At 74.1% G+C, this 23,585-nt stretch carries 22 protein-coding genes; 9 read left to right on the forward strand and 13 right to left on the reverse strand.

Going from position 1 to position 23,585, the window contains the following annotated elements; all coding sequences use genetic code 11:
• Nucleotides 1-13: 13 nt before the first annotated feature.
• Together ABIH81_RS10360 and ABIH81_RS10365 are read right to left on the reverse strand one after the other, a co-directional pair.
• Nucleotides 14-2,581, reverse strand: a complete 2,568-nt coding sequence (locus ABIH81_RS10360) for a glycosyl hydrolase family 18 protein (RefSeq protein ID WP_349880081.1) — start codon at nt 2,579-2,581, stop codon at nt 14-16.
• Between the two features lie 84 nt (nt 2,582-2,665).
• Nucleotides 2,666-3,433, reverse strand: coding sequence for a phosphatase PAP2 family protein (locus tag ABIH81_RS10365; protein ID WP_349880082.1), 768 nt, complete (start codon nt 3,431-3,433; stop codon nt 2,666-2,668).
• Between the two features lie 111 nt (nt 3,434-3,544).
• Here ABIH81_RS10365 and ABIH81_RS10370 point away from each other — a divergent pair, with 111 nt between their 5' ends.
• Nucleotides 3,545-4,753, forward strand: a complete 1,209-nt coding sequence (locus ABIH81_RS10370) for a DUF4032 domain-containing protein (RefSeq protein WP_349880083.1) — start codon at nt 3,545-3,547, stop codon at nt 4,751-4,753.
• A 13-nt stretch (nt 4,754-4,766) separates the two neighbouring features.
• Here the strand turns inward: ABIH81_RS10370 and nagA are convergent, their stop codons facing one another.
• The 3 genes from nagA to ABIH81_RS10385 all read right to left on the reverse strand — a co-directional run bounded on the left by nagA (nt 4,767) and on the right by ABIH81_RS10385 (nt 7,847).
• Nucleotides 4,767-5,876 (reverse strand): N-acetylglucosamine-6-phosphate deacetylase, encoded by a 1,110-nt coding sequence (gene nagA, locus ABIH81_RS10375; RefSeq protein WP_349880084.1) that lies wholly within the window; start codon nt 5,874-5,876, stop codon nt 4,767-4,769.
• Nucleotides 5,873-6,805: an ROK family protein gene (locus tag ABIH81_RS10380; protein WP_349880085.1), complete on the reverse strand. Its 933-nt coding sequence runs from the start codon at nt 6,803-6,805 to the stop codon at nt 5,873-5,875. The genes nagA and ABIH81_RS10380 overlap by 4 nt, the downstream gene beginning before the upstream one ends.
• 112 nt (nt 6,806-6,917) lie before the next feature.
• Nucleotides 6,918-7,847: a sugar isomerase gene (locus tag ABIH81_RS10385; RefSeq protein ID WP_349880086.1), complete on the reverse strand. Its 930-nt coding sequence runs from the start codon at nt 7,845-7,847 to the stop codon at nt 6,918-6,920.
• A gap of 199 nt (nt 7,848-8,046) precedes the next feature.
• Here ABIH81_RS10385 and ABIH81_RS10390 point away from each other — a divergent pair, with 199 nt between their 5' ends.
• From ABIH81_RS10390 to ABIH81_RS10405, 4 genes are all read left to right on the forward strand, one after another.
• Nucleotides 8,047-8,832, forward strand: a complete 786-nt coding sequence (locus ABIH81_RS10390) for a DeoR/GlpR family DNA-binding transcription regulator (RefSeq protein ID WP_091322195.1) — start codon at nt 8,047-8,049, stop codon at nt 8,830-8,832.
• 183 nt (nt 8,833-9,015) lie between these two features.
• Nucleotides 9,016-9,927 carry an ATP-binding cassette domain-containing protein gene (locus tag ABIH81_RS10395; protein WP_349881062.1) on the forward strand — a complete coding sequence of 304 codons (912 nt, stop codon included), beginning with the start codon at nt 9,016-9,018 and terminating at the stop codon, nt 9,925-9,927.
• Nucleotides 9,924-10,937 (forward strand): ABC transporter permease subunit, encoded by a 1,014-nt coding sequence (locus ABIH81_RS10400; RefSeq protein ID WP_349880087.1) that lies wholly within the window; start codon nt 9,924-9,926, stop codon nt 10,935-10,937. The genes ABIH81_RS10395 and ABIH81_RS10400 overlap by 4 nt, the downstream gene beginning before the upstream one ends.
• Before the next feature lie 136 nt (nt 10,938-11,073).
• Complete coding sequence (locus ABIH81_RS10405) at nt 11,074-11,544, forward strand: DUF3263 domain-containing protein (protein WP_349880088.1); 471 nt, start codon at nt 11,074-11,076, stop codon at nt 11,542-11,544.
• Between the two features lie 6 nt (nt 11,545-11,550).
• Here the strand turns inward: ABIH81_RS10405 and ABIH81_RS10410 are convergent, their stop codons facing one another.
• Nucleotides 11,551-11,763, reverse strand: coding sequence for a hypothetical protein (locus ABIH81_RS10410; RefSeq protein WP_349880089.1), 213 nt, complete (start codon nt 11,761-11,763; stop codon nt 11,551-11,553).
• Between the two features lie 151 nt (nt 11,764-11,914).
• Here ABIH81_RS10410 and ABIH81_RS10415 point away from each other — a divergent pair, with 151 nt between their 5' ends.
• From ABIH81_RS10415 to ABIH81_RS10430, 4 genes are all read left to right on the forward strand, one after another.
• A complete protein-coding gene (locus ABIH81_RS10415; protein ID WP_349880090.1) occupies nt 11,915-12,817 on the forward strand; it encodes a hypothetical protein in 903 nt (300 codons plus the stop codon).
• Between the two features lie 150 nt (nt 12,818-12,967).
• Nucleotides 12,968-13,477 (forward strand): GNAT family N-acetyltransferase, encoded by a 510-nt coding sequence (locus tag ABIH81_RS10420; protein WP_349880091.1) that lies wholly within the window; start codon nt 12,968-12,970, stop codon nt 13,475-13,477.
• Nucleotides 13,478-13,650: 173 nt separating this feature from the next.
• Nucleotides 13,651-14,067, forward strand: coding sequence for a hypothetical protein (locus tag ABIH81_RS10425; protein ID WP_349880092.1), 417 nt, complete (start codon nt 13,651-13,653; stop codon nt 14,065-14,067).
• Nucleotides 14,068-14,070: 3 nt separating this feature from the next.
• Nucleotides 14,071-15,039, forward strand: a complete 969-nt coding sequence (locus tag ABIH81_RS10430) for an SRPBCC family protein (RefSeq protein WP_349880093.1) — start codon at nt 14,071-14,073, stop codon at nt 15,037-15,039.
• Between the two features lie 81 nt (nt 15,040-15,120).
• Here the strand turns inward: ABIH81_RS10430 and ABIH81_RS10435 are convergent, their stop codons facing one another.
• Genes ABIH81_RS10435 through ABIH81_RS10465 form a run of 7 tightly spaced genes read right to left on the reverse strand, consistent with a single transcriptional unit; the run spans nt 15,121 to nt 23,564 of the window.
• Complete coding sequence (locus ABIH81_RS10435) at nt 15,121-17,361, reverse strand: AAA family ATPase (protein WP_349880094.1); 2,241 nt, start codon at nt 17,359-17,361, stop codon at nt 15,121-15,123.
• Between the two features lie 37 nt (nt 17,362-17,398).
• Complete coding sequence (locus ABIH81_RS10440) at nt 17,399-17,893, reverse strand: hypothetical protein (protein ID WP_349880095.1); 495 nt, start codon at nt 17,891-17,893, stop codon at nt 17,399-17,401.
• A gap of 46 nt (nt 17,894-17,939) precedes the next feature.
• Nucleotides 17,940-18,701 (reverse strand): ATP/GTP-binding protein, encoded by a 762-nt coding sequence (locus tag ABIH81_RS10445; RefSeq protein WP_349880096.1) that lies wholly within the window; start codon nt 18,699-18,701, stop codon nt 17,940-17,942.
• Nucleotides 18,679-19,128 carry a DUF742 domain-containing protein gene (locus ABIH81_RS10450; RefSeq protein WP_349880097.1) on the reverse strand — a complete coding sequence of 150 codons (450 nt, stop codon included), beginning with the start codon at nt 19,126-19,128 and terminating at the stop codon, nt 18,679-18,681. The genes ABIH81_RS10445 and ABIH81_RS10450 overlap by 23 nt, the downstream gene beginning before the upstream one ends.
• Nucleotides 19,125-19,589: a roadblock/LC7 domain-containing protein gene (locus ABIH81_RS10455; RefSeq protein WP_349880098.1), complete on the reverse strand. Its 465-nt coding sequence runs from the start codon at nt 19,587-19,589 to the stop codon at nt 19,125-19,127. Before ABIH81_RS10455 ends, ABIH81_RS10450 begins: the two co-directional genes overlap by 4 nt.
• Nucleotides 19,586-22,399 carry a nitrate- and nitrite sensing domain-containing protein gene (locus ABIH81_RS10460; protein WP_349880099.1) on the reverse strand — a complete coding sequence of 938 codons (2,814 nt, stop codon included), beginning with the start codon at nt 22,397-22,399 and terminating at the stop codon, nt 19,586-19,588. The genes ABIH81_RS10455 and ABIH81_RS10460 overlap by 4 nt, the downstream gene beginning before the upstream one ends.
• Nucleotides 22,386-23,564, reverse strand: coding sequence for a hypothetical protein (locus ABIH81_RS10465; RefSeq protein WP_349880100.1), 1,179 nt, complete (start codon nt 23,562-23,564; stop codon nt 22,386-22,388). The genes ABIH81_RS10460 and ABIH81_RS10465 overlap by 14 nt, the downstream gene beginning before the upstream one ends.
• Nucleotides 23,565-23,585 lie beyond the last annotated feature (21 nt).

Raw genomic sequence — 23,585 nt, forward strand, 5'->3', positions numbered from 1 at the left:
CACCGCGTCCGGGTCAGCAGAGCCCGTTGTCGGTCCAGACACCCTGGCTGTTGGCACCGGGGACGTCGCCCTGGGTCCACCACCGCGCGGTCCACCGGTGCCCGCCGTAGGAGACCACCGCGCCGCCGGAGTAGGCGGTACCTGCGACCCAGGCCGGCGCGGTGCAGACCCCGCCGGTGGGCGTCGGCGCCGGGGAGCCGGTGGGCGTCGGCGTGGGCGAGCCGGTCGGGCCCGGCGTCGGGGAGCCGGAGCAGGCACCCTGGTCGGCCCAGACCGCCGCGCTGCCCGGCGTCTCGCCCTGGGTCCACCACTTCGCGCTCCACGTGCGCCCGCTGTACGAGACGGTCGCGCCGCCGGAGTACGCGGTGGCCGCCGACCACGCGGGTGCGGTGCAGGTGCCCTCGCCGGGCGAGGTGGAGCCGCTCGGGGTGGGCGACGGCGTGACCGCTGTGCCGCCGCGTGCCCAGTCGCTGACCAGCGCGTACGTCTGGCCGCCGAAGGCGAGCGTGACGTTCGCCGGGCCGGAGATCGGCAGCTGGTAGTTCAGCGTCACCTCGGCGTACGCGCCGGGCGCGATGGCGGCCGGCACGGTGAGACGTACCCGGTTGTGGTCGCCCTTGAGGCCGCCCACGTTGCTGCCGGTGTGACCGGTGGAGACCGTGGTGAGCGCCCAGCCGGACTGCTGGCTGAGCGTGGCCGGGGTGGTGGTCGGGTAGTCGAACTCCAGTTGCGCCCCGGCCGGGATCGGCGCGCCGGTGTTGTTGGTCAGCCGCAGCTCCGGGTTGATCGGGTAGTTGTTGTCGCCGAGTGCGAAACCGCCCATGCCGACCGTCACGTCGAGCGTGCTCGCCGGCATGGTGATGCCGGCCTTGCGGGCGCCGTACGCGGGCGCGTTCTTGAACTTGTCGTAGAGCAGCGTGGTGAGCGTGTCGCCCATGCCGTACTGGCCCTTGGCGGAGTCGTAGGCGTAGTCACCGGCGAGCTCCCAGATCATCACGCCGCCGACGCCCTTGGCGGCCACCCAGTCGGCCTTGGCCGCGATCGACTGATCGTCCTCGGTGGAGAGGAACACCTTCTTCTCCGCGTTCCACAGCCAGGGCGCGACAAGCGCGGACGAGTAGTTCCGGGCGTAGCTGCCGCTGAGCCGGTCGGCCGGGTCGGTGGCCGGGGTGAGCCCGTACCCGGCCAGGTAGTCGCCGGTGATGCCCTGCTGGAGGTTCTTCGCGTGCCACATGGGGTTGGCGCCGCCGGGCACCTCGTTGCCGGCGCTGTCGAGGTCGTGCCAGAGGTTGTCGATACCGATCGCGCCGTTGCCGCAGGGGGTGGTGGAGCCGATGGAGCCGCCGGTGCCGGCCGGGCACTTCGTCTGGTCGGGCAACGCCGCCCGGCCCCACAGCCCGTTCGTGCCGCCGGTGACGCCCTGCCAGCCCCGGGTGTAGTACGGCACGCCGATGTTCACCCGTCCGCTCGGCATCGCCCCACGGAAGTAGTGGTAGGCCCAGTCGGTGTTGAGGTAGCCGATGCCGGAGTACGCGCCGTAGACGCCACCGGCGGCCAGTTCGGCGTCGTCGCCGTTGTCGTAGAGGGCGGCGTTCGGCCCGACGAAGTGGTTCCACGCGCCGTGCAGGTCGTAGGACATCACGTTGACGTAGTCGAGGTACTGCAACGCCTGGTACGACTCCATGCCGCGTAGCAGCCACCCGGACGCGGGCGCGGCCACGGTGAGCAGGTAGTGCTTGCCGTCGGTGGCGGCGGCACGGTCGAGCTTCTCCCGGAGCGTGCGCATCAGCTCCTGGTACGAGGCGTTGAGCCCGGCCCGCTTGGCGTCGGCCTGGGCGAAGTCCAGCGGGTTGCCGGCCTTGTTGTTCGAGGTGGGGTATTCGTAGTCGATGTCCACGCCGTCGAAGCCGTAGGTGCGCAGGAACGTGACCACCGAGTCGGCGAACGTGTTGATGCCGGCGGTGTTGACCGTGTTGGTGCCGGTGGTGGTCATCCGGTAGAAACCGCCGGAGTCCACCCGGTTGCCGCTGTCGTCGATGAATCCACCGGTCTCGGCCCAGCCGCCGACGCTGATCAGCGTGCGGACGTTCGGGTGCTGCTTCTTGTACTTGTTGAGCAGGTTGAAGTGGCCGGTGTAGGGCAGGCTCGGATCCATCTCGGCGCCGGCCACGCCGGGCCAGGTCATGTTCGTGGCCGGATTGCCCGCGGCGGTCGGGCTGCCCGTGGAGATCCGGTTGTTTCCGTCGACGTGCGCGAACGCGTAGTTGATGTGGGTGACCTTCTGCCACGGGATCTGGTTCACCAGGTAGGCAGGGGCGCCGTTGCGGCCGGTGCGCCAGCTGGTGAAGTACCCGATGATGCGGCGCTGGTGGTCGGCGCCCATCTTCTCCCGGCCGGCCGTGTCGTAGACGGTGCAGTAGGGCACGGCCACCCCCGCCGTGCGGTAGAGCCCGTCCGGGCGGCAGGCCTCGTCGTCGACGACGGCCGAGCGTGCGTCCGGGGCAGCGACCACGGCCAGGGCCGCGGCCAGCAGACCGGCGGCGCCCGCCGACAGCCAGCGGCTGATTCGTCTCGCCAGCATGTGCACCTCCTACATTTAACAAACTTAACTGTTAAGGATGTTAGATGTATACCGGTGTCGATGCGCCGGGACAAGAGACGGGGATCAGTGAAGCTGGTCGACAGGCCGGGCTCCGGTACCGAGCCGGCGGGGCAGCGGCAGGTCGCCCCACGGCACCCGGCGCAGCAGGCGGTCCAGCAGCAGGCCGAGCAGCAGCCCGGCGACCGAGTCGGTGAGCCAGTGCCAGCCCAGGTAGACGGTGGTGCAGAAGACCACCGCCGGGGGCACCACCCGGACCGCGGTGACCAGCCGGGGCGGCACGGTACGGCCGAGCGTGCGCACGAACGGGGCCAGCAGCAGGGCCAGCACGCCGTACCAGACGATCGCGTTGGCGACGTGCCCGGACGGGTACGACTGCGCGAAACGCACCGGCAGGTCGTGCTGGAACAGTGGCAGCGTCTGCTCGGGCGCCAGGAACGGCTCCTTGACCGAGGCGCTCGGTGCCGGGCGGGCCGTCCACACCTTCAGCGGGCCGACCGTGAAGAACGTGAGCACGAACCCGGCCACCGGCGGCAACAGCGGCCGTACCGAACGCAGCCGCACCGCCAGCAGCACACCCAGCCCGGCCGCGAGCAGCGTCAGCGGAGTGCCCTGGCCGAGCAGGTTCAGCGTCATCGCCGCCCAGCGGGCGGCGGCCGGGCGGTTCTCGCCGGACCAGTCGGCGACCGCCCGGTCGAGGCCGAACAGGTGACCGGAGGCGAGCGCGACGGTCAGCGCCACCACTGCCGCGAGCAGCAGCCCGTCGAACCACCACCCGGCCGGCCGGACCGGCCGCAGCCGCAGGTCACCGCGTACCCCCGAGGTCTGACGCACGCGACCACGCTACCGGCCGCCGGCGGCCGCCGAGCGGCGCGGGCATCGGCGGCTGTGTGCCCAGCCACGAAGGGAAGCGCGGCGCGCGGGTCAGCGGTCACACTGGTTGCCGTGCGGATCACCTCGGCTCTCGTCGACCCGGCGCTGCTCGACCTCCCCTGGTCGACCCCGCTGGAGCAGTGGCCTGCCGAGCACCTGGTGGCGCTGCCGCAGGGCATCTCCCGGCACGTCGTGCGGTTCGTCCGGCTCGGCGGGTACGTCTACGCGGTGAAGGAGACCGGCGAGCGGGTCGCCGAGCGCGAGTACGACCTGCTGCGGGCGCTGGAGCGGATCGACTTCCCGTCGGTCGAGGCCATCGCGATCGTGGCCGACCGGCAGACCGACGACGGCGAGCCGCTGGACCCGGTGCTGATCACCCGGCACCTCCAGTTCTCGTTGCCCTACCGGGCGCTGTTCTCCAACACGCTGCGCCCGGAGACGATGAACCGGCTGCTGGACGCGCTGGCCGCGCTGATCGTGCGGATGCACCTGACCGGGTTCTTCTGGGGCGACTGCTCGCTGTCGAACACCCTGTTCCGGCGCGACGCGGGGGCGTTCGCCGCCTACCTGGTCGACGCCGAGACCGGGGCGCTGCACCCGTCGCTGTCCAACGGCCAGCGCGGCGAGGACCTGGAGATCGCCCGGGTCAACATCTTCGGTGAGGCGCTCGACCTCCAGGCCGCCGGCCTGCTGCACGAGTCGATCGACCCGGAGGTGGTCTGCGAGGAGGTCGTGCAGCGCTACGAGCGGCTCTGGCACGAGATCACGTACGAGCAGCAGGTCGAGCGCACCGCCCGGCACGACATCGAGCGCCGCATCCGCCGTCTCAACGAGCTGGGCTTCGACGTGGCCGAGGTGGCCATGTCGACTGTCGACAACGGGCGCTACCTGGTCCGGCCGAAGGTGGTCGACGCCGGCTACCACACCCGGCGGCTGCTGCGCCTGACCGGCCTGGACGCGGAGGAGAACCAGGCCCGCAAGCTCCTCAACGACCTGGACGCCTACCGGCTGGAGAGCGACCTGACCGACGAGCAGCAGGCGGCGCACCGCTGGCTGACCGAGGTCTTCGAGCCGGTGGTCCGGGCGGTCCCCGGGCACCTGCGCCGCAAGCTGGAGCCGCAGGAGCTGTTCGCTCAGATCATCGAGCACAAGTGGCTGCTCTCCGAGCAGGCCGGGCGGGACGTCGGGATGCGCCAGGCGGTGCAGTCGTACCTGGCCGACGTGCTGGTGCACCGCCCGGACGAGCAGGCGGTGCTCGGCGTCGAGGTGCCCACCGTCTGACGCCCGGGGCGGATCACTCCACCCAGTCGCCGCCGCGCATCACCCGTACCACGTTCAGGTCGTCGTCCAGCACCACCAGGTCGGCGCGCAGCCCGGCGATCAGCGCGCCCACCCGGTCGCCCAGGCCGATCGCGCGGGCCGGGGTGGTGGCGACCATCCGGCAGGCGTCGGGCAGGGCCACGCCCGCGCCGACCGCGTGCCGCAGCGCCGCGTCCATGGTGAGCGTGCTGCCGGCGATCGCGCCGTTGTGGGCGAGCCGGGCCACCCCGCCGGCCACGGTGACCCCCTGGCCGCCCAGCTCGTACTCGCCGTCGGGCATGCCGGCGGCGGCCATCGCGTCGGTGATCAGCGCGGCCCGCTCCGGGCCGGCCACCGAGGTGGCGAAGCCGAGCATGCCGTCGTGCAGGTGCACGCCGTCGGCGACCAGCTCGCAGACCACGTTCGGGGCCTCCAGCAGCGCCACCACCGGGCCGGGCTCGCGGTGGTGCACCGGGCGCATCCCGTTGAACAGGTGCGTGCCCACGCTCGCGCCCGCAGCCACCGCCGCCCGGGTCTGCTCCCAGGTGGCGTCGGTGTGCCCGACCGCCGCGACCACGCCGTGCGACACCAGCAGCTCGATCGCCTTGGTGGCGCCGTCCCGCTCGGGAGCGATCGTGACCATGCGTACGGCGCCTCCGCCCAGCTCGATCAGCTCGGCCAGCTCGGCGGTGGACGGGTCGCGCAGGAACTCCGGGTTCTGCGCGCCGCAGCGGTCGGCGGACAGGTACGGGCCCTCGAAGTGGACGCCGGCGAGCACGCCCGCCTCGACCAGCGGGCGGTAGGCGGCGGTGGCGTCGCGCATCAGCTCGAACGGGGAACTGACCAGGCTGGCCAGCAGCGTGGTGGTGCCGTGCCCGAGGTGGAACGCGGCGGCCCGCCGCGCCGACTCCGGGTCGCCGGTGGTGAACGTGTGCCCGCCGCCGCCATGGGTGTGCATGTCCACGAAGCCCGGCACGATCCAGTGGCCGTCGCGCACCGACGGGTACTCGGCGACAGCGGTGATCCGCCCGTCCGCGATCTCCACGCAACCCTGCCGGATGACGCCGGTCGGGGTCACCACCTTGCCGGTCACGCGCCGGGTCATCGACTCTCCTTCGCCAGGGTGTCCAGGGCCAGCAGGGCGGCGCCCAGGCAGCCGGCCTCGTCGCCGAGGCCGGCCGCGACCAGGCGCGGCTCGCGGTGGAACGTCAGCCGCTCGCGCAACGCCAGCCGCAGCGGGTCGAACAGCCGGGGACCGGCCTGGGCCAGCCCGCCGCCGAGCACCACTGTCGACACATCGTAGAGCGCCTGCCCGGTGGCGAGTCCGTCGGCGAGCGCCTCGACCGCCTCCTGCCACACCTCGACGGCGAGCGGTTCACCGGCGGCCGCGCGGCCGGCCACCTGAGCGGCGGTGGTGGGCACGCCGGACAGCTCGGCGTACCGGCGTCCGATCGCGGAGGCCGACGACACCGCCTCCAGGCAGCCGGCCCGCCCGCATCCGCAGCGCGGGCCGCCGGGGCGTACCAGGATGTGGCCGATCTCCCCGGCGGCGCCGTGCGCGCCGGTGGCGGCCGACCCGTCGACCACGTGGGCGGCGGCGATGCCGGTGCCGATCGCGACGAACAGGACATGGCCGGCGTCCCGCCCGGCGCCGAGCCGGGCCTCGGCCAGGCCGCCGGCACGCACGTCGTGGCCGAGCGCCGCGGGCAGTCCCAGCCGCGTGCCGGCCAGCTCCCGCAACGGTACGTCCCGGAAGCCCACGTTCGCCGACCAGACCGCCACGCCGCGCGCCTCGTCGACCACACCGGGTACGGCGATGCCGCAGGCCACCGGCGTACGGCCGTCGGCGCGGGCCTTGCCGGCCAGCCCTTCGGCCACGTCGAGGATCGTGCCGACCACCGCCTCCGGGCCGCGCTGGGCGTCGGTGGCGTGCCGTTCGGTGTGCACAGTCGTGCCGTCCGGCCGGACCAGGGCGCACTTCATCCCGGTGCCGCCCACGTCCAGCGCGACGACGACCTCGTCGCCTGCGCTCATGCCGTCTGCCAGCCGCGCATGCGCTCACGGCCCTCGCTGCGCTCGGTGCGTTCGCTCATGCTGTGCCGGTTGGGCATGCGCTCACGGCCCTCGCTGCGCTCGGTGCGTTCGCTCATGCCAGGACCACGGACCGGGTGAGGTGGCGGGGCGCGTCCGGGTCGAGGCCGCGGCTGGTGGCGAGCGCGACCGCGAAGCGCTGGGCCAGGATCAGGTCGGCCATCGGGTCGACCGGGTTGCGGCCGGCCGACCAACTCGTCAGCACCGTGCGCCAGCCGTGCGTGCGGCTGTGCACGAACGCGCCGCCGGTCGCGGCCACGTCCTCGGGCAGGCCGTCCGGGATCTCGCCGAGCGCCCAGACCAGCCGGCCGGGCGCGGCGACCGAGATCGGGCCGTGCCGGTAGTCCATGGCCGGGTACGCCTCGGCCCAGAACGTGGCCGCCTCGCGGCACTTCAGCGCGGCCTCCTGGGCCAGCCCGACGGTCCAGCCACGACCGAGGAAGGTGACCTGCTCGATCCCGGCCGGGTCGATCGGCAGCGGGGCGCGTACGGCCACCTCGGCGTCGGCGGCCAGGCGGCCGAGGTCCTCGCCGAGGTGGGCACGCAGCAGCGCGAGCGCGGTGGTGGCGAAGCGGGTCTGCACCACCGACCGCTCGTCGGCGAAGGGCAGCGCGACTGCGGCGCCGGCGAGCGTGACGGCGGCCGAGTCCGGGTCGCCGACCAGGACCGTGGCGGGGATCCGCCCGCGCAGCGCGGTGAGCAGGTCGAGCACCTCGGTGGTGGTGCCGGAGCGGGTGATCGCGATGAGCCGGTCGTAGTGGCGGCCGGCCGGGAACTCGCTGGCCTGGAAGGCGTCGGTCTCGCCCTGGCCGGCGGCCTCGCGCAGCCCGGCGTACGCCATGGCCATGAACCACGACGTGCCGCAACCGACCACGGCGACCCGCTCGCCGGGGCGCGGCAGGTGCTCGGCGACGGTCGGGGCGAGTCGCGCCGCCTCCCGCCAGCAGTCGGGCTGGCTCGCGATCTCCGCGTGCACGTACGCCATGACAACTCCTCGCCGGGGGAGACCTTGCGCAATACGGCGCGATATGGCCGCCTTTCGCGCGTCATTCTGCGCGAAGCGGGGCGGCCGTGGCAACCGTCTCCCAGTTCGCGCAGCGCAGGGTTTTGCGCGGACCCAGTTTCGCGCACTAGTGTGCACGCAACCGATCACCGTTCACGCACAGTCTGGGGAGGGCCCCGCGGTGGACCGCTACGCGCGCTGGAACGCGCTGCTGGAGATGCTGACCGACAGCGGCCGGGTCAGCGTCGAGGAGGCGGCCGAGCGGCTCGACGTCTCCCAGGCCACCATCCGGCGGGACTTCGACCAGCTCGCCCAGCAGCAGATGATCACCCGGACCCGGGGTGGCGCGGTCGCCAACGGTGTCTCCTACGACCTGCCGCTGCGGTACAAGACCGCGAAGCACTCGGCCGAGAAGCAGCGGATCGGCGCGGCCGCAGCCGCGCTCGTGTCGCCGGGCACCGTCGTCGGCCTCAACGGCGGCACCACGAGCACCGAGGTGGCGCGAGCGCTGGCGGTCCGTCCTGATCTCAACACCAGCGCGGAGGGCGCCCAGCTCACAGTGGTCACCAACGCGCTGAACATCGCCAACGAGCTGCTGGTGCGTTCGCGGATGAAGGTGGTGGTGGCCGGCGGCGTGGTCCGGCCGAAGTCGTTCGAGCTGGTCGGCCCGCTCGGCGGGGCGCTGCTGCGCGAGGTCACGCTGGATGTGGCGCTGCTCGGCGTGGACGCGATCGACCCGCAGCTCGGCGCCGCCGCGCACCACGAGGGCGAGGCGGCGATGAACAGCCTCATGGTCGCGCGGGCCAAGCGGGTCGTCGTGATAGCCGACTCCTCCAAGCTCGGCGGCCACGCGTTCGCCCGGATCTGCCCGGTGGACCGGATCGAGACGCTCGTGACCGACTCCGGTGCGTCCCCGGCCGTCGTGCAGGCGTTCCGCGACGCGGGCGTGCACGTCGTCTGCGCCTGACCTCACCCGACACGCCGACACTGCATACCGGGTATTGCCATCCGGTGCATACCGCGTATGGTGTCGCTGACGCCTACTTATCGGGGGAGGTCAGCTGTGTCGGCTGTCCTGGAGATCGAAGGTCTCCGCAAGACGTACCGGAGCCGGAAACGCGGGGTCCGCCACGCGCTCGACGGCTTCGACATGCGAGTCGAGGCCGGCCAGGTGCACGGCTTCCTCGGCCCGAACGGCTCGGGCAAGACCACCACGCTGCGTACGCTGCTCGGCCTGATCCGGCCCAACGGCGGCCGGATGGCCATTCTCGGCCAGGAACTGCCGCACGCGCTGCCGGCGGTCGCCGGGCAGGTCGGCGCCATCGTGGAGAGCCCGCAGTTCTTCCCCCACTTCTCCGCCCGCGACACGCTGGGCCTGCTCGCCCAGGCCGGTGAGCTGCCCAAGCAGCGCGTGGACGAGGTGCTGGAGTTGGTCGGGCTGCGCGACCGGGCCGGCGAGCGGGTGAAGACCTACTCGCTCGGCATGAAGCAGCGCCTCGCGGTCGCCTCCGCGCTGCTCAAGAACCCCAAGCTGCTGATCCTCGACGAGCCCGCGAACGGCCTCGACCCGGGCGGCATCCGGGAGATGCGCGGGCTGATGCGGGAGCTGTCCGAGAGCGGCATGACGGTGGTGCTCTCCAGCCACATCCTGGGCGAGATCCAGCTCATCTGCGACTCGGTCACCATCATCTCGCTCGGCCGCCGGGTCGCGTTCGGGCCGGTCGAGCAGGTGCTCGCGGCCCACTCCCAGGGCTCCGTGCGGGTGCGCCTGGAGGCGGTCAGCGACCTGCCCCAGGCCGCCGACGCGCTCACCCGCGCCGGGGTCCGCGTCGCCACCGAGCCGGACCACCTGCTGCTGTCCGGTGTGGACAAGCCGGCCACCGTCAGCCGGCTCCTCGCCGAGCAGGGCCTCTACGTCAGTGAGCTCACCCCGGTCGCGGTCGACCTGGAGAGCGTCTTCCTCGAACTGACCGCCACCGCGCCGGTCCCCGGCCAGCACCGTCAGGTCGATCAGTCCGCCAAGGTCGACCAGACCGGCACCGCAGGAGGTTGGGGCGCATGAGCCTGTTCGTCACCGAGCTGCGCCGGCTCGGCAAGCGCCGGGTGACCCGGCTGATGCTCGTGCTGCTGGTGCTCGGCCTGGCCACGGTCGCGACCGCGTTCAGCTTCTCCAGCGAGAAGCTGTCGCCCGCCACGGTGGCCGCAGCCGAGGCCAAGGCGAACAACGACTACCAGAACTCGGTCAAGGACTGGCAGCGCAGCGTCTCCGAGTGCGAGGCCGCCGCGGCCCGGGGCGAGAACACCGAGGAACGGTACGGCCCGAACTGCGGCAAGGACTACCAGCCGCAGCCCGACATGTTCGAGGCGAAGTGGTACCTGCCGTACCAGTTCGACTTCCGGGCCGAGTTCCCCCTGTTCATCGCCGTGTTCGCCGCCTCCGTGGCGCTGTTCGGCTTCATCGTCGGCGCCTCCTTCGTGGGCGCCGAGTGGAACACCGGCGGGATGATGAACCTGCTGCTCTGGCGGCCGAAACGGCTCACCGTGCTGGGCACGAAGCTGGCCGCCCTGCTCACCACCGTGTTCGGCCTGACCGTGGTGCTCGGCGCCCTCTGGACGGCGGCGTTCTGGCTGATCGCCAGCCGGCGCGGCAGCACCGCGAAGATGACCGCCGGAGTGTGGCAGTCGATCGGGCTGGACGGGCTGCGCGCGCTGGCGATGACGCTCCTCGTGGCGGCGATCGGGTTCGCGCTGGCCTCGCTCGGCCGGCACACGGCGATGGCCCTGGGCGCGGCGGTGGGGATCTTCGCGGTGAGCGAGATCGGCATCCGGATCGCGGTCGCCGTGCTCGGCGTCCAGTTCGGTGACCGGTACGTGCTCTCCACGTACGCCCAGTCGTGGTTCCTGAAGCAGACGGAGCTGTTCGACTACGACACCTGCCAGTTCTCCCAGGGCGCCTGCGAGCCGGCCACGTACCTGGTCACCTGGGAGCAGTCGGCCGTGGTGTTCGGCGTGGCCCTGGTGGGCGCGGTCGTGGCCGCGTTCTGGACGATGCGGCGGCGGGACATCGCCTGACCTCGTCCGCGCCGCCGGCACCGGCCGGCGGCGCGGACCCCGCGTCCGATGCGGCCGGGGGCGGCCCTGGTTACGCTGGGGCTCCCCCGGCCGGCGCGTTCCGCGCGCCGGTCACCCGCCGTCGGAGAGGAGCGCCATGTCCGCCGACGCCTCGCAGTGGGCCGCCGTCGACCGGCCCGACCCGTCGGGGCCGACAGCGGGTACGCGCCACGCGGGTGCCGTCCCCCCGCCACGCACCGCGCCCCCCGTCGAGTCCACGCCCCCGGTCGAGTCCACGCCCCCGGACCGGTTCGCGCCCGCCGACGACGGCACGTCCCTCGACGGCGCCGCACCGTCCGGTGATACGGCATCCGCGCCGGCGCCGTCCGATGCGGGCGACGGCCTCACCGAGCGGGAGCGGCGGATCCTCGCGTTCGAGGCGCAGTGGTGGAAGCACGCCGGCGCCAAGGAGCAAGCCATCCGTGACACGTTCGGGCTCTCCGCGACCCGCTACTACCAGCTGCTCAACGCACTGCTCGACCAGCCGGCCGCGCTCGCCGCCGAGCCGGTGCTGATCGGCCGGCTGCGCCGCCTGCGCTCGTCGCGTACCCGTAACCGGCGCCGCTGACCGGCGTCACTTCTCGTACGTGCGCAGCCCGTTGCCGATGGCGAAGAACGTCGGCGCCCACTCGCCGATGAAGATGCCCCAGCGGTCCGCACGCGCCACCCCGGCGCGCTCCATGTGCTTGGAGAGGAACCAGCTGGTGGCCGAGAGGCCGATGCTGACGAACCCGGCGAGGTAGGCGTGCTCCGCCCGGATGCCGCTTTCGTGCAACCGCTCCAACATCTCGAACCCCCTGTCACCGGGACCGACCTGGTCGCGTCCGACGCTACCGAAAGCCCGGAGGGGATGACGCACGGTTACCTGGATCGGGCCGGCGGCGGATGACCGGGCGCGGTCCGGGTAGGCGGCCGGCGACGACGAACGGAGGCCGACGATGGGGGCACCAGACCGCCGGTACGCGATCGGCAGCAGGCCGGCCCGCCCGGCCGCGGAGGCGCCGGTGATGCGGGTGCGCTCCGCCTCCGACCCGGCGCCCGGGCGGCTGGAGAACGAGGACGTGGTCTTCCGGTTCGGCCCGCTCGTGGGCGTCCTCGACGGCGCGACGGTGCCCGAGGGCTTCGACACCGGCTGCGCGCACGGTCCCGCCTGGTACGTCCGGCACCTGGCCGCCCGGATCGGCCTGGCGATCGCGGCCCGCCCCGCCGCCACGCTGATGAGCAGCCTCGCGGCGGCGATCCTCGCCGTGCGGGCCGACCACGGCGGGACGTGCGACCTCGACCATCCCGGCACCCCGTCGTCCACCGTCTGCCTGCTGCGGCACAGCGGCGACCGGGTGGACTACCTGGTGCTCTGCGACAGCCCGCTGGTGCTCGACACCGACCGCGGGATCGAGGTGGTCACCGACGACCGGCTGGCCGACGCGGTGGCGGACCTGCGCCGCAGCGCCGCGGCGCTGCCGGACGGCGAGACCGACCCGGTGACCCGGTTCCGGCGCGCGACGACAGTGCAGCGGGCCCGGATGAACCGTACCCACGGCTATTGGGCGGCGGCGAGCGACCCGGACGCGGCGTACCACGCGCTGACCGGGACGCTTCCGCTGCGCGGTCCGGGGGCGCTGCGCCGGGCCGCGCTGCTCAGCGACGGCGCCTCCTGCGCGGTCGACCAGTTCGGCCTGCTCGACTGGGCCGGGCTGCTGGAGGTGCTGGCGGTGGAGGGCCCGGAGGGGCTGATCGACCGGGTCCGCGCGGCCGAGCGGGACCACCCGGACCGGCTGCGGCGGCACAAGCGCACCGACGACGCCTCGGCGATCCTCTGCGAGTTCGACCCGTCGGCGTGACCACGCTCACGCCGGAAGGACCGGTCGGATGACAACGCAGCGTGAGGCGGGAACACCCCGGGGGTACGACCGGACGAGGCGGTCGGCCATAGCGGCAATCCCTCCCCAAAGGGGTGGACGACCCGGACCACGCGCGGCAGACTGCGCGACGTGACGGGTGCTGTACGGCTGGAGCCGGTGGACGAACGGAACCTGGAACCGTTGCTCTCCGTAGCGGCGGCTGAGGCGGAGCCGGAGGACGTCATGCCTCCGGTGGACGCCCCGGCGGGCTGGTCGCTGGCCCGCCGCGACGCGTTCCGCGAGTTCCACCGCGCCAGCCTCGGCGGGCTGAACGGCCCGACCGGCACGGCCATGTACGCGATCGTCTCCGGCGGTGAGGTGGTCGGCATGGTGCGGATGACCCGCCGGGACGAGCCGGGAACGGTGGAGACCGGCATGTGGCTCGGCCGGTCGGCGCGGGGCCGGGGCCTGGGCGCCGCGGCGCTGCGGCAGTTGCTGAACGCCGCCGCCGCGGCCGGAATGCACACGGTGGTCGCGAACACCACGCCGGACAACGCGGGGGCGATCTCGGTGCTGCGCAAGTGCGGCGCGGAATTGCGTGAGGAAGACGGAATACTGCACGCCCGGATGTGCCTGGATTCCGCCCTGCCGATCCGCTGAGCTGCCTCGCTCCCCATTTACGTTTCTCCTGCTCAATGCCGCCTTCGTGGGTGGTTTCGCGCTCCTGCGGAAATGTTTTGCCGATGGGGTGACGGGTACTGCCCGCCTCTCCGGGGACGCGATGTCCGCCTCCCGGGGAGCGCGAAGGGGAGCGGCTGAAGAACGGATCACGGGTGGCGTTGGCAGTCGGTTTCGGCTATCTGCTGGGTCGCCGGAAGAAGTTGCGTATTGCGCTGACGCTCGCCGCGGCGGTCGCCGCCGGGCGGGCCAGCCGGCGCCCGGGCGGCCTGAAGCAGCTCGGCACGGACCTGATGGCCGTGAACCCGCAGCTGCGCAACCTCGGTGGGCTGGGCCCGCCGCTGGTGGCGGCCGGGCGGGCGGCGGCGACCGCCGCCGCCGGCAACGGCATCGACGCGATCGGCGGACGGCTGCGTGAGGGCGCCGGCGCGTTGCGCCGCAAGAGCGGCGCGGGCCGGCCGGACGCCGAGCGTTCCGCGCCCGACGCCGAACGTTCCGCGCCCGACGAGGAGCAGGAGCTGGACGACCAGCCCGGCGCGCCGGTGCCGGCCCGAGCCGATCGGGGGCGGTGAGCCGTGGCGACGAGCAGCCTGGCCGACCGGGCCCGCGACCAGATCGGCGGCGAGCTGCGCAACCTCGCCGCCGCGCTCGGTGAGCGGGCCGTGCAGGTGGTCACCGACCGGGTCACCGACGCCACCGGGCGGCTGAGCGAGTACGCGAAGCAGGGCGGCGGCCCGGGCCTGGTCGCCGCCGCCACCGGCGCGCAACGGCTCGCCGGCGGAGCCTCCCCGGTGAAGGCCATGTTCCATGCCGGCGTGGCCGGCGGTAAGGAGAAGCTGATGGCGGCGTTCGGTCGCAAGGGTGGCCGGGACGGCGGCAAGACGCTCAAGGTCACCAACATCGTCGAGACCATCGAGGTCGGCGTGCCGGTCCGGGTCGCCTACAACCAGTGGACGACGTTCGGCGACTTCCCCAGCTTCATGAAGAAGGTCGAGCAGGCCGACTGCGACGCCGACGAGAAGATGACCTGGAAGGCACAGGTGCTCTGGTCGCACCGGACCTGGGAGTCGACGATCGTCCGGCAGATCCCGGACCGGCTCATCCACTGGCGGTCGAAGGGCGAGAAGGGCTCGGTCGACGGCACCGTCAGCTTCCACGAGGTCGCCCCGGAGCTGACCCGGATCCTGGTCGTGCTGGAGTACCACCCGCAGGGCTTCTTCGAGCACACCGGCAACCTGTGGCGCGCCCAGGGCCGCCGGGTCCGGCTGGAGCTGAAGCACTTCGTGCGGCACGTGATGACCCGGACCGTGCTCGACCCGGACGCGGTCGAGGGCTGGCGCGGCGAGATCGAGGACTCCCAGGTCGTCAAGGACCACGAGACCGCGCTCCGGGAGGAGCGGGGAGACGCCGGGCCGGCCGATGACGAGTACGCCGCCTACGACGAGGGCAACGACTTCGACGACGACGAGTACGCCGACGAGCCGGTCGCGCCGGCGCCGGAGCGTCCCCGCCGACCGGCCGCCCGCCGCCGCGACGAGAGCTGACCGGACCGGCGGCCGGCGGGTCGAGCGCCGGCCGGCCGCCGGGTTGGGCGCCGGCTGGCCGCCGCGGCGAGAGCTGAGCGGTCAGGACCGGCCGGCGGCGTACGACTCCAGGTGCGCGAGCTGCACCGGGTCCAGGGAGGGGCGGACGCGGGTCCGGGCCGCCTCGACGTGCGCGGCGGTCACGGTGCTCGCGTTCAGCGACTCCCGCATGGCTGCGAGCGCCGCCTCCCGGATCAGCGCGGCGCAGTCGGCGGCGGAGAAGCCGTCCAGCTCGGCGCCGAGCGCGTCGAGGTCCACGTCCGGCGCGAGCGGGACGTCCCGGGCGGACGCGCGGAGGATCTCCGTACGGGCCGGGCCGTCCGGCGGCGGCACGTAGACCAGCCGTTCCAGCCGGCCGGGACGCAGCAGCGCCGGGTCGACCAGTTCGGGCCGGTTGGTCGCGCCGACCACCACCACGTTGCGCAGCGCCTCCACCCCGTCCAGTTCGGTCAGCAGCGCCGCCACCACTCGGTCGGTGGTACCGCCGTCGGTGGCCTGTCCGCGTACCGGGGCCAGCGCGTCCACCTCGTCCAGGAACACGAGCGTGGGCGCGGCCTGGCGGGCGCGGCGGAACAGCTCCCGGACCGCCCGCTCGCTCTCACCCACCCACTTCGAGAGCAGCTCCGCGCCCTTCACCGACAGCACGTTCGCCCGCCCGGAACCGGCCAGCGCGGTCACCAGATAGGTCTTGCCGCAGCCGGGCGGACCGTAGAGCAGCACCCCGCGCGGCGGTGTCACGCCCAGCCGGGCGAACGTGTCCGGATAGGTGAGCGGCCAGAGCACCGACTCGGTGAGCGTCTGCTTGACCTCGTGCAGCCCGCCCACGTCGTCGAGCGTCACCGACGCCAGCTCCAGCGTGGACGCGGACATCGTGGTCGGCCGGACCACCTCCAGCGCGGCGGTGAAGTCGGCCATCGCCACGGTCGGCGTCTCCGCCTTCTTCTGCCGCAGCGCCGCGCGTACCCCGGCCTCGCGTACCAGCGCCGCCAGGTCCGCCGCGACGAATCCGGGGGTACGGGCGGCCACCTCGTCCAGCCGGACGTCACCGGCCAGCGGCACCTCACGGGTCAGCACCGTCAACTGCTCCCGGCGCAGCGCCGCGTCGGGCAGCGGCACGGTGATCCGCAGCGCGAGCAGATCCGGACCGCGCAGCGCCGGGTCGACCGCCTCGGGGCGTCCGCTGGTGCACACCACAGCGGCGCCGGCCCGTAGCGTCTCGGCCACCACCTGCCGGAACACGGTAGCCAGCGGGCCCGGCTCGTCGGCCGGGGCGATCGACTCCACGTCGGTGACCAGCAGCACGGCGGGACCACCGGCGCGTACCGCCGAGGCCGCCTCGCGCAGCCGGCGGGCCGCCGCGTCATTGCTGAGCGCGGCCAGCTCGGGCGCCCACAGCGGCCGGACGCCCGCGCCGACCCGGGCGGCGACGGCACGTACCAGCGCGGACTTGCCCGAGCCGGCCGGACCCTCCACCAGCACACCGAGCGAGACGGTGGTGCCGAGCCGGCCCAGCACCTCGCGGTGGTGGAAACCCAGGTCCAGCAGTTCGGTCAGCTCCTCGGCCTGGGCGCGCAGACCGGGCAGCTCGTCCACGTCGGGCGCGTCCTCCGGGCCGAGCAGGTCCCCGTCGGCTTCCGTCCCGACCGGGGTGGCGGGGGCGGAGACCCGCGCGGTGGGGGCCGAGGACGCCGGGCCGGAGCCGCGGGTGGCGGCGCCGTGCTCCCAGCCCACGACCGTGTCCATGGTGACGAGCGCGCCGACCGCCGGTTCGGCCGACACGACGGTGAGCAGCGTGCTCGTCCAGGCGTACCCGACGGAACTGGCCAGACTGCGCCGCGCGGCCTCGATCAGGCCGCGCACGGCGGCGTCCGGCAACACGTCCTGCGGCAGCAGCGAGACGTCGTCCCCGGCGGTGACCACCTTGCCCAGCAGCGCCAGCCGCAGCATCTCCGGAGGGACCGCGGCGACCACCGCGGCCGGGCCGGAGAGGGTGAGCCGGCGTGCCGGGGTCGCGGGCAGCGGGCTCACCGTGACCTGGCCGCCGGCCCGCAGGCCGAGGTTGCCCAGCAGCAGGTCGTCGGCGTGCAGCAGGGCGCCGCTGGTGCTCGGCTCGGCGGCGGCCGCGATGCCGGCGGTGACCCGGCGGCCGGTCAGGCGTACCGGGTCGCCGGGGCGCAGCGCCAGCGCGGTGAGCACCTCGGGATGCAGGCGCACCACGCCGCGGCGGGCGTCGAGCGCGGCCGGCCGCAGCGTCGCGGTCAGGGTCAGGTCGGGTTCGGCCACTCGCCGACAGTAGCCGCACCGATCATCGGGTGCCGGGTCAGCGCGGGCCCGGGTCGTCCAGCAGCGAGGGGTCGCGCCGGATCATCTCGGCCAGCCGGGCCGCCGGGTCGGACTCCAGCGGGTCGTGGCCGGGCGCGGGCACCGTCTTCACCGACATGGGCCACGCCGGCGGCGGCGCGGGCGGCGTCGCCGGGCCCACCGTCACCGCCGTGCCGGACCAGGAGACCCGCAGCGGGTACGCCTGCTCGCCCAGTTCCACGCGCAGCGTGACGGCCAGCCCGGGGTGCTCGGCCACCACCCGCCGGACCGCCTCGGCGACCTCCTCGACCGGGTCACGCCGCACCGGCGCCTCGCCACCGCGCAGCCGGTACGCGCCGTGCCCCGCCCGCCCGTCGCCCGGCTCGCCCGCGGTCTCCACGGGTACGTCCCGCTCGGGCGTCCCGGCCGGTTCGCCGGGCATCGGCGCCCGGCGGCGCAGCGCCTCCTCGCGCCGCGCCATCCGGGCCAGTGTCTCGTCCAGATCACCTCTCATGGCGTCCACCCCCTTCGCCAGACAACGGATCGAAACGACTGCCAGTTCAGCCTGCCCGGAATCGGGTGGCCCGGTCCAGCGCGCGGTCCAGGACGACGAGCAGGGCGTCCCGTACCGAGAGGCGGTCCCGGGCGTCGAACTGCACCAGCGGCACGTGCTCCCCGATCGCCAGCGCCCAGCGGATCGACGGCAGGTCCAGGGCCAGCCGGCCGTCGAAGGCGTTGACGCCCACCGCGAACGGCAGCCCGGACCGCTCGAAGAAGTCGATCGCCGGGTAGCAGTCGTCGAGCCGGGCGCTGTCCACCACCACGAGCGCGCCGAGCGCGCCCCGGGCCAGGTCGTCCCACATGAACCCGAAGCGCGCCTGTCCGGGCGTACCGAAGAGGTAGAGCTTCAGGCTGCGGTCGATTGTCACGCAGCCGAAGTCCATGGCGACAGTGGTGGTGGTCTTGCCGGCGACCCCGCCCGGGTCGTCGATGCCGATGCCGGCGGTGGTCATCTCCGCCTCGGTGGTCAGCGGCGCGATCTCGGAGATCGCGCCGACAGTGGTGGTCTTGCCGACACCGAACCCACCGGCGATGAGGATCTTCACCGGGATCGGCGGCCGGGGCGCCGGCACCCGGCTGACGATCGGTGCCGGTTCGGCCGGCGGCACACCCGGCGGCAGGTACGGCAGCGGCGGCGTGGGCGGGGGCGGCGTGGCCCGGCCGATCAGTGGCGCCGGGCCGCCGTAGCGGCTCGGGGCGCTGTTGGCGGCCGGCCCGCCCGTGGCGGCCGCCGGCCATTCAGGAGATCGCACGAAGTCCATCAATCACTCGCAGGATGATGTCGGGATCGAGGGCGTCGTCGACGTCCGCGACGTGCACGTCGAGATGGCCGGCGGCGCAGAGGTCGCCGACCAGCACCCGGGTCACCCCGAAGTGCATCCGGGTCCGGGCGGAGATCTCGGCCACCGAGACGGGCTCGGCGCAGATCGCGACGATCGCCGCCAGCTCCGGGGCCAACCGGGCGGTCACCGCCCACGAGGTGCTGCCCGGACGAGCGGTGACCTGGGTCTCCAGGCCGATCGCCGGGTCGCCGTCCACCCGTCCGGAGGTCAGCACGAAGGGGCGTGGGCCGGTCGGCTCCCCGTCGCCCGCGTCCGGCTCCGGCACCGGAGCGGACGCGTGCAGGAAGGGGCGGATCCGGACGCCGGGTTCCGGCTCCGGGTCCGCGCCGGCGGCCCCTGGGATCATTGCTGTACGGCGTTCTTCAGCTCGGCGATCAGGCGCGGGCTCAGGGCGCCGCCGGCTCGTCCGGCGAACAGCGTCATCTCGTACGCCACGGTGCCCAGGTTGGCCGTGCGGTCGGCGACGACGCCGAGCACCGAGCCGCTGCTGATCGCGCTGATCAGCAGGTAGCCCTCGGCCATGTCGACGATCACCCGGTTGAGCGCGCCGAGCGCGTACCAGCTCGCCGCGCCCCCGGCGAGACTGGTCATGCCGGAGACCACGGCGGCCAGCCGTTCCGCGTTGGACCGGTCCTTGATCGCGGACATGGCCATCAGCAGCCCGTCCGAGGAGACCGCGATCGCCTCCATCACCCCGGCGGTGCTGGAGGTGAAGGAGTCGAGCAGCCAGTTGAAGGTGCGTGCCTCGGCACTGAGGTCGCCGGTGGTGCTCTGTTCGACGTTCTCGTGGAGGAAGGGGCTGGTCACCGTGATGGGTCCTCTTCGTAGCGGCGGTCGGTACTGACTTCGCGCAGAGCACGGGCGACGCCCGCCTCGAACTCGCTGATCCGGTTGCGGACCTCGACGGGGTCGCCGGGGTCGGAACTGGTGGGGGGCACGGACGGCGCCGGGGAGACGGACAGGTTCGCGCCGGGCACCCGGCGGTTGAGCCGGGGCCGATCCGCAGCCGGGGGCGCGTGGTCGACGTCGCCCTCGGCCCGCCGTACCCCGTCCTGGAACGCCTCGACCAGGGCCCGGACGCTCGACGGGTCCGCCGGAACGCCGATCAGCGGCCCGCCGGTGGCCGGCCCGGCCGGGCCGGCCGGTGGGGCGGCCGGCAGGTTGGCGCCGGGCACCCGCTGCCGGATCGGCGACCGGCTACCGGGCCGCCCGGCGGGCGGCCCGACCGGGTTCGGCCCGGTCGGCGCGGGCACGGCCGGGGGCGGCCCGGCCGGCGCCGGCGGGCGAGTGCCACCGGGCGGCGGCACGAGCCCCGGCCCGTGCTGCGGCGTGAGCCCCGGACTGTGTTGTGGCTTCACTGCCGGGCGGTGCTGCGGGGCGGTGGCCGGACCGGCGGGCGGCGGCGCCGGGGCCGGGCGGGTGGTCGGCGGCGTCAGGGTCGGGCCGGTCGCCGGCCCGGCGGCCGGGGGAGCGGCCGGGGCCGGGCCGACGACCGGTGTCGGCGGGGAGACGTGCCCGGGACGCGCCGGCGGTACGGCCGACGGCGGCCAGACCGGCGGCGGACCGCCGGTGGCCGGACCAGCGTCCTCGTCCGCCTCCGTGGTGTCGGCCTGGCTGCCGAAGGCGTTCCACGGGTCGCCGCTGGACATGCTGCGCGTGGCCCGGGTCAGCAACTCCGCGTCGAAGCCGGCCGGCGCCTCGACGGCCGGTGGCTCCGGCTCACGGGCGCCGGGCACCGCGGCCCGGCCGGCGCTGACGCCGACCGGCTCGGGACGGCGGATCACGAGCGAGGCGCCCGGGATCTCCAGGGCGGCGGTGACGCCGCCACCGGGGGTGTGGCTCAGCCGGACGCTCCAGCCGTGCCGGCGGGCCAGCCGGCCGACCACGAACAGGCCGAGCACCTCGGTCGGGGCGAGGTCGAGGCGTTCCCGCCGGGTGAACCGGGCGTTCTCCTCGACCATCCGGTCCTCGGTCAGGCCGATGCCGTGGTCGACCACGACCAGCCGGGCTCCGCCGTCGGTCAGCTCACCGGTCACCACCACCCGGGTGTGCGGCGGCGAGAACGAGGTGGCGTTCTCCATCAGCTCGGCGAGCGTCAGCACCAGGTCGCCGGCGATGGCGGGGGACGCCGCCACGCCGGGCGGAACCTCCACGTCGACGCGGGTGTAGTCCTCGATCTCACCGAGCGCGAGCCGGACCACGTCGGCCAGCGGGACCGGCGCCACGTGACCGTCCGAGCCGGTGGCGCCGGAGAGCACCACCAGGCTGCCCGCGTTGCGGCGCAACCGGCTGGAGATGTGGTCCAGCCGGTAGAGGTGCTCCAGGCGGCCCGGGTCGGTCTCCTGCCGTTCCAGCCGGTCGATGAGCGCGATCTGGCGGCCGACGAGGTTCTGCGTACGGCGGCCGACGTGGCCGAACATCTGCGCCACGTTGCGCCGCCCGGCGACCTGCCGCTCGACGAGCCGGGCGGCGGTGTGCTGCACCCGGTCGAACGCGCGGGCCAGATCGCCGATCTCGTCCCGGGCACTGATCTCCACCGGGTCGAGGCGTACCGGGGGGACGGTCTCGGACTCGTCGTCGGCGACGCGGGTCAGCTCGGCCTCGGTGACCCGGGCGACCCGTTCGGCCGAGCGGGTGAGCCGGCTCAGCGGCCGGGCCACCGTACGCGCCACCGTCATGCTCAGCAGCACCACGACGAGCAGGATCGCCGCCGCCGCCAGGCTGACCAGCCAGGCCGCGGTCAGGGCCTCCCGTTCCCGGGCGCGGGTCTCCGCGATGACGTCCGCGACGACCTTCTTCTCCACGAACTGGCCCAGCGTGATCATCGACCGGGCCGAGGGGAACAGCACGTCCAGCGGCACCGGCGCGATCGCCGCGTCCGGGTCGCGGAGGCTGTCCACCAGGAACGTCGGGCTGGTCCGGGCGGCCACCGCCGCGTCGTCCAGCTGGGCCACCTTCAGCTGCTCGGGCGTGATCAGCTTGCGGAACCGCCGGTTGTCGACGTTGAGCGCCGCCATGCACGCCACGAACGCCCGGGACACCTGCGGATCGCCCGTCGCCTTGACCAGCACGATCTGGGTGGTGCACGAGCTCAGGGCCTCGTCGACGCGCAGCAGCGCGTCCAGGGCGAGCACCTGCCGTCCGGCGGCGGTGTCGGTGTCCACCCGGAAGGGCAGCCGCAACGCGTCGATCAGGGCGGTGTCGACCTCGCCGAACACGGTCAGGATCTGCTGCGGAGTGGCCCGGCCGGCGAGCGTGGCGTTGCGGACGTCCTCCAGCCGGCGTACCCCGTCGAGGCTGTCGCGGACCGCCGTCGGCAGCCGCTCGGCGCGCAGGTCGGCGACCCGGTCGTCGACGGTGGCCGACTTCTGGATCAGCTCGGTACGGCTCACCCGCCCGAGCAGCAGCCCGACCGAGAGCAGGCGTTCCTGCTGGAGATCCTGGACCAGGCTGCCGACCCGGCTGGCCACGCGCACGGTCTCGGCGGTGCCGGCGGCCTGCCGGGCGGCGGTCACCCGGTCGATGACGACCGGTACGGCGAGCCCGACCATGCTGAGCAGCGGAATGATCACCAGCAGGGCGAGCTTGCCCCGGATACGTAACCTACCGAGCAGCATCGAACGGCCTCCACCGGTCGGCGTCGTCACCGTGCCCCACCGCGACCGGCTGGCGGTCGGCCCCGGGCGCGGTGAGCGGTGGGTCCGGGTGGACAGCCGGCGCCGGTGCGGCCTCGGCCGGTTCCCGGCGTGCCGGGGTGGCCCGGGACCGGTCCCGGCGCAGCGCTGCGACGTGCAGCGCGACGATGCCGGCGATCAGCGCCACCGCCGCCCCGGCGGCGATCCGGCCCAGCAGCCGGTCCCGCTCCAGGGCGTCGAGCCGTTCCCGCAGCAGCGCGTCGAGCTGGTCGAGGATGACGGTGCGGAGCTGCTTGGCGGCGTTCTGCGCGCTGATCCCGGAGCGGGTGAGCTGGTCGGTGCTCGGGGCGGACCGGCCACCGCCGGGCGCCGAGTAGACAGCGAACGTCTCCAGTGAGCGCTGGTAGGTGTCCAGCGGCGTGAGCACGTTGGCGCCCAGGTCGGTGCTCTCCGAGCTGTCGACCGCCGAGCGCAGGTCGGCGACCAGGTCGGTGGCGGGACCGAGCGCGGAGACGCGCAGCTCGGCCAGCTCCGCGCCCGCCCGCGCGCGCTCGGCGGCGGGGCGCTTGGCGGACAACCGGGCCAGGTCGACGAGCCGCCCGGCCAGCACCGTCGCGGTGGGCAGGTCCCCGCCGATGCCGTCCTGGAGGAAGAACGAGTCGGAGCGGGGGTCGCGGATCAGCCCGGAGCTCTCCCGTACCTTGCGGTAGAGGGCCAGGAGCAGGTCGGACGCCTCGCCGTAGGCCCGGTACGCCGCCTCGGGGTCACCGATCGCGCGGTCCGGCAGCGACTCCAGCTTGGCCCGCAGCCCGGCCCAGCGTTCGTGGGTGCGCAGCTCGTCGCCGACGGCGCTGTCCACCTCCGCGACGCCCTCGATGGCGGCGGCGAGCGAGGCCCGGGAGACGGCCCCTTCGGCGACGGCGATGGCCTGGGCCTCCACCAGCGCGTCGGTGACCGGCCCGAGGGCGCGCAGGTAGCGGACGCCGAGCCGTTCCCGGCTCGCCAGGTCGTGGTCGTCGGCGAAGTCGCGTTCGGCCTGGACGAAGATCAGCCCGAGCGGGGCCAGCAGCGCCAGCGCCAGCACCAGGGCGAGCGTGCGGCCCGGTACGGCGGGCCGCCGGCGAACCCGCGACGCGGGGACTGTCATGGTGTGTCTCCTCCGGCGACG

Origin of the sequence: Micromonospora sp. HUAS YX12 (assembly GCF_040215685.1) — a bacterium.
Taxonomy (GTDB): domain Bacteria; phylum Actinomycetota; class Actinomycetes; order Mycobacteriales; family Micromonosporaceae; genus Micromonospora; species Micromonospora tulbaghiae.

Bases quoted from the DNA above. Each gene is read 5' to 3' on its own strand.
- ABIH81_RS10460 (WP_349880099.1), bottom strand. From the start codon at position 22,399: ATGCTGCTCGGTAGGTTACGTATCCGGGGCAAGCTCGCCCTGCTGGTG.
- ABIH81_RS10380 (WP_349880085.1), bottom strand. From the start codon at position 6,805: ATGAGCGCAGGCGACGAGGTCGTCGTCGCGCTGGACGTGGGCGGCACC.
- ABIH81_RS10395 (WP_349881062.1), top strand. From the start codon at position 9,016: ATGCGAGTCGAGGCCGGCCAGGTGCACGGCTTCCTCGGCCCGAACGGC.
- ABIH81_RS10445 (WP_349880096.1), bottom strand. From the start codon at position 18,701: ATGGACTTCGTGCGATCTCCTGAATGGCCGGCGGCCGCCACGGGCGGG.
- ABIH81_RS10415 (WP_349880090.1), top strand. From the start codon at position 11,915: ATGGGGGCACCAGACCGCCGGTACGCGATCGGCAGCAGGCCGGCCCGC.
- nagA (WP_349880084.1), bottom strand. From the start codon at position 5,876: ATGACCCGGCGCGTGACCGGCAAGGTGGTGACCCCGACCGGCGTCATC.
- ABIH81_RS10440 (WP_349880095.1), bottom strand. From the start codon at position 17,893: ATGAGAGGTGATCTGGACGAGACACTGGCCCGGATGGCGCGGCGCGAG.
- ABIH81_RS10450 (WP_349880097.1), bottom strand. From the start codon at position 19,128: ATGATCCCAGGGGCCGCCGGCGCGGACCCGGAGCCGGAACCCGGCGTC.
- ABIH81_RS10385 (WP_349880086.1), bottom strand. From the start codon at position 7,847: ATGGCGTACGTGCACGCGGAGATCGCGAGCCAGCCCGACTGCTGGCGG.
- ABIH81_RS10410 (WP_349880089.1), bottom strand. From the start codon at position 11,763: ATGTTGGAGCGGTTGCACGAAAGCGGCATCCGGGCGGAGCACGCCTAC.
- ABIH81_RS10360 (WP_349880081.1), bottom strand. From the start codon at position 2,581: ATGCTGGCGAGACGAATCAGCCGCTGGCTGTCGGCGGGCGCCGCCGGT.
- ABIH81_RS10400 (WP_349880087.1), top strand. From the start codon at position 9,924: ATGAGCCTGTTCGTCACCGAGCTGCGCCGGCTCGGCAAGCGCCGGGTG.
- ABIH81_RS10465 (WP_349880100.1), bottom strand. From the start codon at position 23,564: ATGACAGTCCCCGCGTCGCGGGTTCGCCGGCGGCCCGCCGTACCGGGC.
- ABIH81_RS10405 (WP_349880088.1), top strand. From the start codon at position 11,074: ATGTCCGCCGACGCCTCGCAGTGGGCCGCCGTCGACCGGCCCGACCCG.